The sequence below is a fragment of the Janthinobacterium breve genome, from assembly GCF_051380895.1.
Classification (GTDB): Bacteria; Pseudomonadota; Gammaproteobacteria; order Burkholderiales; family Burkholderiaceae_D; genus Janthinobacterium.
In genome coordinates this window covers 542,825-555,541 of record NZ_JBNYXY010000002.1, presented here as the reverse complement: position 1 = coordinate 555,541, position 12,717 = coordinate 542,825, and the positions used below count along the sequence as shown (strand labels likewise).

The window sequence follows — 12,717 nt, the reverse complement described above, 5'->3', positions numbered from 1 at the left end:
GCCACCGGCGCTGCCGCGCGGCAGGCCGGGAAAAACCGGCCTACACTGTCCGCATCATCCACAAAGCGAGCCTTATCATGTCACGCGCATTTATTCTCCTGCTTGATTCCTTCGGCCTTGGCGCGACGCCAGACGCTGCCAAGTATGGCGACGCAGGTGCCAATACCTTTGGCCACATTGCCAGCACTGTCGCCAAAAGCGGCAAGACCTTGAAACTCCCGAATATGGAACGCCTGGGACTGGGCGCTGCCGCGCACCTGGCCAGCGGTGAATGGGCCACTGGCTTCGACCAGCGCGACGGTTTCACCGGCGCCTACGGCGCGGCGCGCGAGCGCTCCACCGGCAAGGACACGCAGAGCGGCCACTGGGAAATCGCCGGCGTGCCCGTCGAATTCGACTGGGGCTACTTCCCTCGCACCACGCCATCGTTCCCCGCCGACCTGACCGACAAGCTGAAAGCCATGTCGGGAGTGCCCGGCTTCCTGGGCGACTGCCATGCCTCGGGCACGGACATCATCAACAAGCATGGCGATGAACACGTCGCCACCGGCAAGCTGATTATTTATACGTCGGGCGACTCGGTGATGCAGATCGCCGCGCACGAAGAATCGTTCGGCCTCGAGCGCCTGTACCAAGTGTGCGAAATGGCCTTCAAGCTGGTCGAGCCCTACAACATCGGCCGCGTCATTGCCCGCCCGTTCACCGGCAGCAATGGCAACTACACGCGCACCAGCAACCGCCACGACTACGCCGTCGCGCCGCCAAGCAAGACCTTGCTCGATCACGTCAAGGATGCGGGCGGCGAAGTCGTCGGCCTGGGCAAGATCAGCGATATTTTCGCGACCCAGGGCATCTCGCGCGTCGTCAAGGGCGTCGACAACATGGCGCTGTTTGAAGCGCTGCTGAAGACGGCCGATGAAGTGCAGGACAAGTCGCTCACCTTCGTCAACTTCGTCGATTTCGACCAGGCTTTCGGCCACCGCCGCAACGTCGAGGGCTATGCCGATGCGTTGCGCGAAATGGATGCGCGCTTGCCGGAATTCATGGCCAAGCTCAAAGATGGCGACCTGGTCGTGATCACCGCAGACCATGGCTGCGACCCCACCTGGCACGGCTCCGACCACACCCGCGAACATATACCGATGATCTTCTTCGGCCCCGGCGTCGCCCCGCGCGCATTGGGTATTTCCGAGACGTTCTCCGATATTGGCCAAACCCTCGCCAAGCACCTTGGCGTACCACCACTTGCTAATGGAACCAGCTTGTTATGACACTCATGCACCCCGAATTCAAGCGTAACGAGGCCGTTGGCCTCGACCTGGGCTGGATCAACCAGATCCGCGTCAACCGCGCCGCGACGGACCGCCGCGCAGCCAGCCTGGCGAACCGCCGTACGGTGAAAAAGGAGTACCAGGCCGCCTGGCTGGTCAAAGCCATCCAGATGATCGACCTGACCACCCTGGGCGGCGACGATACGCCGGGCCGCGTGGAGCGCCTGTGCATGAAGGCCATGCGCCCGCTGCGCGCCGACCTGATGGATGCCCTGGGCTTGACGCAATTGAGCACCGGCGCCGTGTGCGTGTACCACGAGATGATCCAGCCGGCCGTGAAAGTCATCCAGGGCCGCCTGCCCATCGCCGCCGTGTCGACGGGTTTCCCGGCCGGCCTGACGAGCATGGAAACGAAGCTGCGCGAGATCGAACTGTCGGTCGCCGCCGGCGCTTCCGAGATCGATATCGTCATCACGCGCCAGCATGTCCTGAACGGCAACTGGCAGGTGCTGTACGACGAAATGCTGGCCTACCGCAAGGCATGCGGCGAAGCGCACGTGAAGGCGATTCTCGCCACGGGCGACTTGCTGACCATGGAAAACGTGGCCAAGGCGTCGTGGGTCTGCATGATGGCAGGCGCCGATTTCATCAAGACCTCCACCGGCAAGGAAGGCGTGAACGCCACCATTCCCGTGGCCCTGACGATGGTGCGCACGATCCGCGAGTACCACGAGCAGACGGGCTTCCAGGTGGGCTTCAAGCCTGCCGGCGGCGTCAGCTCGGCCAAGAGCGCACTGCAATACCTGACCCTGATGAAGGAAGAACTGGGCAACGAATGGCTGCAGCCGCATTTGTTCCGCATCGGCGCTTCCAGCCTGCTGACGGACATCGAGCGCCAGCTCGAGCACTACGTCACCGGCAGCTACTCGGCCAATCATCGTCACGCACAACCTTAAAGAACATTCGTCATGCCTACAATTAACGAGATTCTCACTACTATGGACTACGGCCCTGCTCCCGAAAGTCAAAAAGAAGCACAGGCGTGGCTCGACGGCCACCAGCGCAAATTCGGCCTGTTCATCGACAATGCCTGGAGCGAGCCGGCCGAGCTGTTCGCCTCGACCAATCCGGCCGACGGCACGCCACTGGCGGAACTGACGCAAGCCACTGACGCTGACGTGGAACGGGCCGTGGAAGCGGCGCGCCGCGCGCTGCCCGTATGGCAGGGCATGGGTGGCCACGGCCGCGCGAAAGTCATGTACGCGCTGGCACGCTTGCTGCAAAAGCACTCGCGCCTGTTCGCCGTGCTGGAAACCCTGGACAATGGCAAAACCATCCGCGAAACGCGCGATATCGACCTGCCGCTGGCCGCGCGCCATTTCTATCATCACGCCGGCTGGGCGCAGCTGCAGTCGGAAGAATTTGCCGACTACCGCGCCGTGGGCGTGGTGGGCCAGATCGTGCCCTGGAATTTCCCCCTGCTGATGCTGTCGTGGAAAATCGCCCCGGCGCTGGCCGCCGGTAATACGGTGGTCTTCAAGCCGGCCGAATTCACCTCGCTCACCGCCATGCTGTTCGCTGAGTTGTGCCTGCAGGCGGGCGTGCCGGCCGGCGTGGTCAATATCGTCACCGGCGATGGCCGGGTGGGTTCGGCCATCGTCAACCATCCTGGCGTCGACAAGATCGCGTTTACAGGTTCCACGGAAGTGGGCCGTTTGATTCGTGTAGCGACGGCCGGCAGCGGCAAGAAGCTGTCGCTGGAACTGGGCGGCAAGTCGCCGTTCATCGTCTTTGAAGACGCGGACCTGGACGGCGCCGTGGAAGGCCTGGTCGACTCGATCTGGTTCAACCAGGGACAAGTCTGCTGCGCCGGTTCGCGCCTGCTGGTGCAGGAATCGATCCAGGAACGCTTCCTGAACAAGGTGCGCGCGCGCATGGAAAACCTGCGCCTTGGCTCTCCCCTGGACAAATCGATGGATGTGGGCGCGTTGGTCGACCCCGTGCAGCGCCAGCGCATCGCCGCGCTGGTCGATACCGCCCGCGCCGAAGGCTGCGACGTGTGGCAGCCCGCGTGCGAACTGCCGGCAGACGGCTCGTGGTTCCCGCCCACCCTGATCACGGGCGCATCGACCTCGGCCGCCGTGGCACAGGCTGAAATCTTCGGCCCCGTGCTGGTGGCGATGAGCTTCCGCACGCCGCCAGAAGCGGTGCAACTGGCGAACAACACGGTGTACGGCCTGGCCGCCAGCGTGTGGACCGAGTCGATCAGCCTGGCCCTCGATATCGCTCCTGCCATCAAGGCTGGCGTGGTGTGGATCAACAGCGCCAACCAGTTCGACGCCGCGTGCGGCTTCGGCGGCTACCGCGAATCGGGCTTCGGCCGCGAAGGTGGCCGCGAAGGCATGCTGGAATACATGACGGCCCTGGCCGAAGATGCGCGCCCGGCCTTGCCGGTGGTGGAAGCCAAGGCCAAGGCCAATGTGAAGCCGGCCGCTGCCGATCCGTTCGCCATCGACCGCACGGCCAAGATGTACATCGGCGGCAAGCAGGCACGCCCTGACAGCGCCTACAGCGCGCCCGTATTTGGCGCGAACGGCGCCTTGCTGGCCGAAGTGGGCGTGGGTAGCCGCAAGGATATCCGCAATGCCGTCGAAGCGGCGCATAAAGCGTCCGGCTGGAGCAGCGCCACGGCGCACAACCGCGCGCAAGTGCTGTACTACATCGCCGAAAACCTGGCGGCGCGCGCCGACGAATTCGCCGCCCGCATCGCCGCCATGACGGGCAGTAAAAATCCCGAGAAGGAAGTGCAGGCATCGATCGAACGCCTGTTCTACTACGCTGCCTGGGCCGACAAATACGACGGCCTGGCACACCAGCCGCCAACCAAGGGCATCACCGTGGCGCTGAACGAAGCGGTCGGCGTGATCGGCATCGTTTGCCCGAATGAAGCGCCTTTGCTGGGTTTCATCTCGCTGGTGGCGCCAGCCATCGCGCTCGGTAACCGCGTGGTAGTGGTACCGTCGGAAGCGCATCCCTTGTCCGCGCTGGACCTGTACCAGGTCTTCGATACGTCCGACTTGCCGGGCGGCGTCGTCAACATCATCAGCGGCAATGCCGATGAACTGGCGCGCACTCTGGCCACGCACGCCGATATCGACGCCGTCTGGCGCCATGACGGCTCCGCCGAAGGTTGCGCGGAAGTCGAGCGCCTGTCGGCCGGCACACTGAAGCGCACCTGGGTCGGTGGCGCCAAAGGCCGCGATTGGTATAGTGCCGCCCAAAGCGGTGGCCGTGCCGTGCTGGCGCATGCGTCGCAAGTGAAAAACGTGTGGATTCCTTACGGCGTCTAATCGATAAGTAGTGCTGGCAAAGCTGGGGTCAGAGCCGTCGGTTCTGACCCCAAATCTCATGATCGGAGTGAATCCATGTTTTTAACCCAAGAAATCATCCGCAAGAAGCGCGACAAGGGTGTCTTGAGCGCCGAGGAAATCCAGTTTTTTGTGCGCGGGATCACTGACGGCAGCGTCAGCGAAGGTCAGATCGCGGCGCTGGGCATGGCCGTCTTTTTCAACGACATGAACATGGACGAGCGCGTCGCGTTTACCCTGGCCATGCGCGATTCCGGCCACGTGCTGGACTGGCGTTCGCTGAAGCTGCCTGGTCCTGTCGTCGACAAGCATTCGACGGGCGGCGTGGGCGACGTGGTCTCCCTGCTGCTGGGCCCCATGGTCGCCGCGTGCGGCGGCTACGTGCCGATGATCTCGGGCCGCGGCCTGGGCCACACGGGTGGCACCCTGGACAAGTTCGACGCCATTCCCGGCTATTGCACGGTGCCGGACAATGAATTGTTCCGCAAGGTGGTGCAGGATATCGGCGTGGCCATCATCGGCCAGACGGCGCAGCTGGCACCGGCCGACAAGCGTTTTTACAGTATCCGCGACGTCACCGCCACGGTGGAATCGGTGGCCATGATCACCGGCTCCATCCTGTCGAAGAAACTGTCGGCCGGCCTGGACGCGCTGGTGATGGACGTCAAAGTGGGCACGGGCGCCTTCATGCCGACCTACGACAAGTCGGTGGAGCTGGCCGAAAGCATCGTCGCCGTCGGCAATGGCGCGGGCATGCAGACCTCGGCCATCCTGACGGACATGAACGAATCGCTGGCGCCCTACGCGGGCAATGCGCTGGAAGTGCGCGGCGCCATGGATTACCTGACGGGCCGTTCGCGTCCCGCGCGTCTGCATGAAGTCACGCTGGCGCTGTGCGCCGAGATGCTGGTGCTGGGCGGCCTTGCCGCCACGGAGGAGGAAGCGCGCGCCAAATTGATGGCGGCGCTCGATTCGGGCGAAGCGGCAGAGCGCTTCTCGCGCATGGTGTCCGCCCTGGGCGGCCCGGCCGATCTGGTCGAGAATCCGGACAAGCACCTGGAGCAGGCGCCGTTCGTCGTGCCGGCGCCAGCGCTGTCCGCCGGCTTTGCCAATGTACGCGATTGCCGGGCCATCGGCCTGGCCGTCGTCGCTCTCGGTGGCGGGCGCCGCCGTCCGACGGACAGCATCGATTTCGCTGTTGGCCTGACGGACCTGGTGGGCCTGGGCGAGCAAGTGTCCGTTGGCCAGCCGCTGGCCATGGTGCACGCGCGTACGGAAGCGGCGGCGCAGCAAGCCGTCAAGGAAATCCAGGAAGCGTATGCCATCAGCGCAGTGGCGCTGACGGTCAATCCTGTCATTTACCGTACCATTCGACCGTAGAGTAACACTGGGGTCAGACCCCCGCTTGCGATAGCGCTGAGCTATGTGTCAGCGGTATTGAGGGTCTGACCCCGGCCTTAATGATTTCAAAGGTATTGCAGAAAAAATGAACAACCAAGAACTGATCGCCGAAGCCAACGCCGGCCGTGAACTGGCCTACGCGCCGTATTCGCGTTTCAAGGTGGGCGCAGCCCTGCTGTGCAAGGATGGCCGCGTCTTCCGTGGCTGTAACGTGGAAAACGCCGCGTATGGCCTGTGCAACTGCGCTGAACGCACGGCGTTTTTCAGCGCCATCGCGCATGGCTGCAAGCCGGGCGATTTCGCCAAACTGGCCGTCACGGGCGACACGGCTGAACCGATCTCTCCGTGCGGCGCCTGCCGCCAGGTGATGTTCGAGATGGGTGGCGCCGATTTGCCGGTGATCCTGACGAACCTGAAAAACGATGTCATGGAAGTGACGGCGGGCTGGCTGCTGCCGCACGGCTTCGGCAATTCCGACCTGGACATGAAGTAACAGGCTACGCTTGAACAAGACGATCGACATCCAGGCCGCCGTGGCCATCGCCGTGGCCGAAGCCATGGCCGCCAAGACGCAGGGCACGTTCGGCGTGGGCGGCGTGCTGCTCGACGGCGCCGGCAATGTGCTGCAATCGATGCATAACAACGTCGTTCGCCAGGGCCTGGTGTTCGACCCCACCGCGCACGGCGAGCGACAGCTGGTGGACTGGTATTTCGCGGAGCGGGCCAAGGGCACACCCTTGCCGCCGCCCGGCGAACTGACCATCGTCACCTCGCTCGACCCGTGCTGCATGTGCACCGGCGCCATCCTGACGGCCGGTTTCAACGTGGTGGTGGCCGCGCCCGACGTCAAGGCGGGCATCAATTACGATGGCGCTGCCACGTTTACGGCCTTGCCGGCGCCGCTGCAGGCCCAGGCCGGCCGCAGCTTTTGCTATCCGGCCGTGCGCGGTGCTACCGAGTATGCGCGCCTGCCTTCCGGCGCCGCGCCCAAATCTTTTTTCATCGGCAAGAGCATCCACGAGGCGACGCAGGCACTGTGCTCGCTGGTGTTCGAAGCGACATCGGCCCAGGTGATGCAGTTGCTGAACGCTGGCGACGATGTGCACCGGCGCGATCCCGCCACCTTGCCGTCCGAGCATGCCGTGGTGCGCGCTCTGCGCCGCCGCTATCCCGATGCCCTGACCTACCGCTGCGACCCGCATGCCCCCGACGCGGGCCTGGCGCCATTCCTGCAGGCGGCCATGGAGCAGGACGCGCGCGAGGGCGGCCAGGGCGACGCAGCCGCCTTGCTTGATTCCTTTGGCAACCTGCTGCTATGCATGCCCGGCCAGCTGGCGCGCTCCGTCATTCGCACACCGTTCATGGAATGCACGCGCCAGTACGCGCAATTGCGCTATGAATTGATGGCCGGCGCCGAGCCGGCGCTGCAGGAAGAAATCAAAAGCTATCTGAGCCACCCCAAGCATGGCACCTTTGTGCTGGCCATCGGCCCGGACGACAGCGCCGCCAGTTTCATGACCCTGGGTGCCTACGGTTCCACCATGGAAGGGGCCCTGCCGGAGAATAATCCGGCGCAATTCCAGTACGTGCGCCCTGCCATGGCGCAGGACGCGCTGCTGGCGCTGTGCAACGCCATGCCACCGCTGTACCGCAAGCTGATACGCATCCGGCCACGCCAGGTGGCGGACCAGGCGCTGATCAAGGCCCTGGCCCTGGCCTAGGCGTCGTCGTCGGGCAGGTTCTTGAGTAAAAAGTCTCGCACGTTTTCGCCGGCCACGCGGCGGATCTGCGCTTCCGACAAGCCAGCGTCGAGCAGCGCCTGCGTCAGGCGCGGCAAGCCGGCCGCGTCGATGGCGGTGGTAACGGCGCCGTCGAAGTCCGAGCCATAGGCCACGTGTTCCGCGCCGATCAGTTTTACCGTGTACTTGATGGCGCGCGCGATGGACGCCACGTCCTTGCCGCAGACGGCCGTATTCCAGAAACCGATGCCCACCAGGCCACCCTGGGCGGCGATGCGTTTCAATTGTGCGTCGCTCAGGTTGCGCCCATTGGCGCAGGTGCCGCGCACGCCCGTGTGCGACACCATCACGGGGCGCTTCGCCAAAGTTAACACGTCGTCGATGGTGGCCGGCGAGGCGTGTGCCAGGTCGACGATCATCTTGCGCTGTTCCATGGCGCGCAGCCATTGCTTGCCCAGCGGCGTCAGGCCGCCTTTTTTCAGGCCGTGCTGGGAGCCGGACAGTTCCGTGTCGAAGAAATGCGTGGGCGCGGCCATGCGGAAGCCCGCCCGGTACAAGGTATCGAGGTTGTCCAGCTTGCCTTCGAGCGCATGTGCGCCTTCCAGTGTCAGCCAGCCGGCCAGCAGGTCTGGCTCCTGTTCGCGCGCGGCGATGAAGCTGCGCAGCTGGGCGCGGCTGCCGATCACCCGGACCTTGCCTTGGCTCCCGGCCACTTGCTGGCGCAGCTCGTCGGCCTGGTAGGTGGCGCGCGCCAGCAGGCTGTTCCAGGTGGCGGGGGGCAAGCCTTGTGCCACCACCAGTGCCGTGATGTTATCCGTATCGCTGCCATTGCGCTCGATATTCATCTTGCGCGGCGTCTTGGTGACGACGGAAAAGGCTTGCAGCGCCACGTTGGCCCGCTGCAGGCGAGGAAAGTCGACATGTCCGCGCTGCTTGTCGCGGTTCAGATTGCGTTGCCACAGCAGGCTGTCGGCGTGCAGGTCGGCGATCCACAGGCTCTGGTGCAGGGCCACAGTGGCCGTCGATGGCGCCTTGCCGGAGGGCGCGTGGACACGGTTGAGGTGCTCGTCCACGAGGACGGGAGCGGACAGGAAACCGCCGACCAGCGCAAGGCTGGCGGCGGCGAAGGTACTGATAATCATTGTTCTCCGTCTTACCATGGATCGTAGGTGCCCAGGCTCCAGATATGGCCTTCCGGGTCGCGGCAGGTAAAGCCCCGTCCGCCGTAATCTTCATCCTTGATGTCGAGCACGATCTCGGCACCGGCTTCGCGCGCGCTGCGGTAGACGGCGTCGGCATCGCTGACGACCAGGTAGCAGCTTTGCGTGTTGGCGCCGCCGATGTCGCCAGGCAGTTTCATCAGGCGGCCATAGTCGCTGTCGAGGGCCGGTGCCACCATGACCATGCCATTGCCAAAGCTTAGCTGCGCATGGGCAACGCCACCGTTGCCGTCAGGCACGATCAATTGTTTTTCAAAACCGAGTGCTGTGCACAGCCATTCGATGGCGGCGGGGGCATCGCGGTAGCGCAGGCAGGGAATGGTCGTAGCTGCTGTAGCTTTTGCTGTCGTGGTCATCAGAAAACTCCTATGGCTGAGGGGGAGTAGCTTTGATCGTCTATCCTGCATAGCGTTCCGTCTCAAACCCATCCATCGGGATGGGTTTGATGCCCGTCAATGCTGCGCGCACCCATAGTGCCATAGAACAATCATTGCACTCTTGCCACGACGCAAATTTTTATTGCGTTGACTGCGGAGAATTTTCTGCCTTCGTGTCCGTGCCTGTGTCGTCGCTGTTGCTTGCCCATCTCAGCAGCATGACGAGGCCAAACAGCATGATAGCCAGCGGCAAGATGGTGATCAGGAACGCCAGGCCCAGGCAGCACCCCAGCAGCATGGGCCAGGACATGGCGCGCAGGGCGGCCATGCCCTGGCGCGCGTAAGCGCACAGCTCGTTCCAGAAAGCGCTGAAGGAAGTGCTGCCCGGTGCCGAATTGATGTCTTTCATGCCGTTCTCCTGTGGTTGCCGCTGCCGTATGCATGCTGGCGATGAATCCACTATAGGCAAAACCTTGCTGCCGAACATCGCGTATGCGACGAATGGCAGGAATGGCGGACCGAACGGTGACAGGCCAGGACAAACGGTTATTCAAAGACCTTGAGTTTCAGCTGGAAACTGAGGGCGCCATACAGGCGGTCTTTGTAGGACGGCACGATGGCGATATTCACGCCCACGCGCTGGTATTCATAGCTGATGGTGGGGACCAGGGCCGGGAACCAGCCACCGTCGCGCATCTTCGGATAGCCGCTGAAGCCGCCAACGACGGCGCCGATGCGCAGCGGGCCCACCTTGATGGGCTGGTAGTACACGCCCACATAGTTCGAGTAGGCGCGGTCGCTATTGTAGAAGCGCCCGGCCGTGGCCGATGCGACCGTGGAAAAGCGGTATTCGGCGCCCAGGCCCGGATTGCTGTCGTTCAGATTCTTGTCGCGTTGAAAGTGATACGAATAAAAGCCCGCGTTGAGCCAGGTTTCGCTGAGCGGCTGGTTGTCTATCATGCCAACTGTCTGCGCCTGTGCCGTGGATGCCACTGCCAGCAGCGCCGCGCAGGCAGCTTTGCCCAGCAATGACGCGGTGCGCGCCGATGACCATTGTTTCATGCCTGTTCCTTATCCTGTCGATATGGCGTCGCTATTGCAAACGCTCCAGCGCGCCATGCTATCACTGCTCGTTTGTTCATTGGAAATTTCATCACGCGCCGGGCGCAGCCGCAGGCAGGGCGATGGCCGCCTGCACCATGTGCGTGAGCAGGATTTCAGCATCCTCGTAATCCTTGCGCGTGAGCTGCTTGCGTTCCAGCACCAGGGCCATCTGCGCTGAAAAATCCGCATACGATTGCGTCATGGCCCAGATGGCGAACATCAGGTGCGTGGCGTTGACGGGCGCGATCCTGCCTGCGGCGATCCAGGCTTCGAAGACGGCGATATCCTTGCGCAGCAGGGGCACGACCCTGTCGCGTATCTGCGCGCCGTACAGGGGAGCGCCATTGATCACTTCCAGCGCATACACGCGCGAGGCCCATGGCTGTTCGCGCGAAAAGCGCAGCTTGGCGCCAATATACGCGCGCAGCACGTCGCGCGGCTCGTCGTGTTCATTGGCCAGCGACTCCATGCGCGCCAGCCAGTCGTCGAGCACATCGTCGAGCACGCGCTGGTACAGCAGCTGTTTGGACGGGAAGTAATACATCAGGTTTTGCTTCGACAGGCCGGCCCGCTCGGCGATGGTGGCGATCGAGGCACCCTCGTAGCCGCTTTCCGCGAACGCGCGCACGGCCTGCTCCAGGATGTCCGCTTCCAGGCGGTCGCGGTTTTGCAGGCGCCGGCCGCCGGCATTTTTCACGGGAAGGGCAGGGGATTTTTCGCTGGCCATGGCGGATTCTTTAGCGTGGGCGTATCGATTGCAGGAAGGCTTGCAGCACGGGGGTATCGGTGTAGGCCACGTTGAAGCGGAACCACACCGTCTCGGGCGCGCGCAGCATGAAAAATTCGTTCGGCGACAGCAGGATGCCGGCCTTCAAGGCCATGTCGGCGATGATCTTGCCATTCCATTCCGGCGTCTGCAGGTCGGGCCAGCCGGCGCTGACGAACATGCCGCCACGGGGCCGCGCCACGGGCGCCATGCCCGCCTGCGCCAGGCAGTCGATGCTGCGTTCGCGGGCCGCACCGAGCTGCGCCACGAGGCGCTCGACCATGCGCTTGTAGGGCCGCGCGGAGATGGCGTGGTAGACGGCGCGCTCGTTGATTTCCGACGTCGTCAGTCCGGCCAGCATTTTCACGCGCACCAGTTCGGCCACCAGCGACGGCGAGGCGCAAATCGACCCCACGCGCAGCACGGGCGACAGGGTCTTGGAAAAACTGCCCACTCGGATCACGCGGCGCAAGCCATCCATGGCCGCCAGCGAGGCTTCGCCGCGCGCCGCCAGTTCGCGGTAGATATCGTCTTCCACCAGCCAGAAATCGAATTGTTCGGCCAGTGCCAGCAGGCGGTGCGTTTGCGCCTGGCTGAGCGAGGTACCCAGTGGATTTTGCAGCACCGTGTTGACGAACATCAGCTTGGGCTGGGTGCGCGCGGCCTCGCTGGCCAGCGCATCGAGGTCCAGGCCCGCCTCGCTGCGGTTGACGCCGACGGGGATGCAGCCGTGGTGGCGTATCAGCGACTGCAGATTGCTGTAGCCGGGGTCTTCCACCAGGACCGTGTCGCCCGGCTTGGTCAGGCTGCGCAGGATCAAATCGAAGGCATGCGTGGCGCCATGCGTCAGCAAAACCTGGTCCGGCTCCACCTGGAACAGCTCTTCCGACAGGCTTGTTGCCAGGTGCTGGCGCAGCGAGGGAAAGCCCAGCGGGTGGCCATAGCCGCGCAGGCGGCTGGCGGGTATGCGCATGGCCTGGCGCACGGCATCGAGCACGGTCGCTTCGCCATACATCTCGGGCGGTAGCCAGCCCGCCCCCACGGGCAGGGCATCGGACACGCCCGAATACAGGTCAGGCGTGAGGGCGTCGATGGCGGTGGGACTGGCAAGGGTGTTGGCAATGAGGGCGGCCTGCGGCGAGGCGGCGATATCGTGGCGCGCGACGAAATAGCCGGAGCCGCGCCGTGACGATAGCAGGCCCAGGTTGACCAGGCGGTCATACGATTCGACGACGGTAAAGGTCGACACGCCATTGCACCGGGCGAACTGGCGCACGGACGGCATTCGCGTGCCGATGCGCAGCACGCGGCTGCCTACCATGACGCTGATGGCGATGACGATCTGTTCGACCAGCCCGCCTTTCTTCTGGCGGTCGATGTCCAGCACGGGCCAGCCACTGCCTTGCTCGGGGGCCTCGTCTGTGCTGTCGCTGTGCTTCACGGTGGCTCCTTATGCTGCCTTGCACAAAAC

12 protein-coding genes are annotated in these 12,717 nt (G+C 64.0%); 6 read left to right on the top strand and 6 right to left on the bottom strand.

The features are described 5' to 3' along the window. Positions 1-77: 77 nt before the first annotated feature. The 6 genes from ACQ4W0_RS05295 (at position 78) to ACQ4W0_RS05270 (ending at position 7,761) form a co-directional block, all read left to right on the top strand. Positions 78-1,271, top strand: a complete 1,194-nt coding sequence (locus ACQ4W0_RS05295; RefSeq protein WP_436575810.1) for a phosphopentomutase — start codon at positions 78-80, stop codon at positions 1,269-1,271. Beyond that, positions 1,268-2,227 (top strand): deoxyribose-phosphate aldolase, encoded by a 960-nt coding sequence (gene deoC / locus ACQ4W0_RS05290; protein ID WP_034785577.1) that lies wholly within the window; start codon positions 1,268-1,270, stop codon positions 2,225-2,227. The genes ACQ4W0_RS05295 and deoC overlap by 4 nt, the downstream gene beginning before the upstream one ends. Before the next feature lie 12 nt (positions 2,228-2,239). Further along, positions 2,240-4,621, top strand: coding sequence for an aldehyde dehydrogenase family protein (locus ACQ4W0_RS05285; RefSeq protein ID WP_436575809.1), 2,382 nt, complete (start codon positions 2,240-2,242; stop codon positions 4,619-4,621). A gap of 75 nt (positions 4,622-4,696) precedes the next feature. Further along, positions 4,697-6,019, top strand: a complete 1,323-nt coding sequence (gene deoA / locus ACQ4W0_RS05280; RefSeq protein ID WP_436575808.1) for a thymidine phosphorylase — start codon at positions 4,697-4,699, stop codon at positions 6,017-6,019. A gap of 106 nt (positions 6,020-6,125) precedes the next feature. Further along, positions 6,126-6,533 (top strand): cytidine deaminase, encoded by a 408-nt coding sequence (locus tag ACQ4W0_RS05275; RefSeq protein ID WP_101483994.1) that lies wholly within the window; start codon positions 6,126-6,128, stop codon positions 6,531-6,533. Between the two features lie 10 nt (positions 6,534-6,543). Further along, the gene (locus ACQ4W0_RS05270) at positions 6,544-7,761 is read left to right on the top strand and encodes a nucleoside deaminase (RefSeq protein ID WP_436575807.1); all 1,218 of its coding nucleotides are present in this window, start codon (positions 6,544-6,546) and stop codon (positions 7,759-7,761) included. On the opposite strand, the gene ACQ4W0_RS05265 is transcribed toward ACQ4W0_RS05270, so the two are convergent. The 6 genes from ACQ4W0_RS05265 to ACQ4W0_RS05240 form a co-directional block, all read right to left on the bottom strand. Further along, positions 7,758-8,921, bottom strand: a complete 1,164-nt coding sequence (locus tag ACQ4W0_RS05265) for a dipeptidase (RefSeq protein WP_436575806.1) — start codon at positions 8,919-8,921, stop codon at positions 7,758-7,760. The two genes, ACQ4W0_RS05270 and ACQ4W0_RS05265, sit on opposite strands and share 4 nt — an antisense overlap. An 11-nt stretch (positions 8,922-8,932) precedes the next feature. Next, on the bottom strand, positions 8,933-9,355 hold the full coding sequence (locus ACQ4W0_RS05260) for a VOC family protein (protein WP_436575805.1): 423 nt from the start codon (positions 9,353-9,355) through the stop codon (positions 8,933-8,935). A gap of 160 nt (positions 9,356-9,515) precedes the next feature. Beyond that, entirely contained in the window at positions 9,516-9,785 is a 270-nt protein-coding gene (locus ACQ4W0_RS05255; RefSeq protein ID WP_436575804.1) for a hypothetical protein, read from the bottom strand. A 137-nt stretch (positions 9,786-9,922) separates the two neighbouring features. After that, positions 9,923-10,438, bottom strand: a complete 516-nt coding sequence (locus tag ACQ4W0_RS05250; protein ID WP_436575803.1) for a hypothetical protein — start codon at positions 10,436-10,438, stop codon at positions 9,923-9,925. 91 nt (positions 10,439-10,529) lie between these two features. Then, positions 10,530-11,207 carry a TetR/AcrR family transcriptional regulator gene (locus ACQ4W0_RS05245; protein ID WP_436575802.1) on the bottom strand — a complete coding sequence of 226 codons (678 nt, stop codon included), beginning with the start codon at positions 11,205-11,207 and terminating at the stop codon, positions 10,530-10,532. Positions 11,208-11,217: 10 nt separating this feature from the next. Beyond that, positions 11,218-12,687, bottom strand: coding sequence for an aminotransferase-like domain-containing protein (locus tag ACQ4W0_RS05240; RefSeq protein ID WP_436575801.1), 1,470 nt, complete (start codon positions 12,685-12,687; stop codon positions 11,218-11,220). Positions 12,688-12,717: the final 30 nt, after the last annotated feature.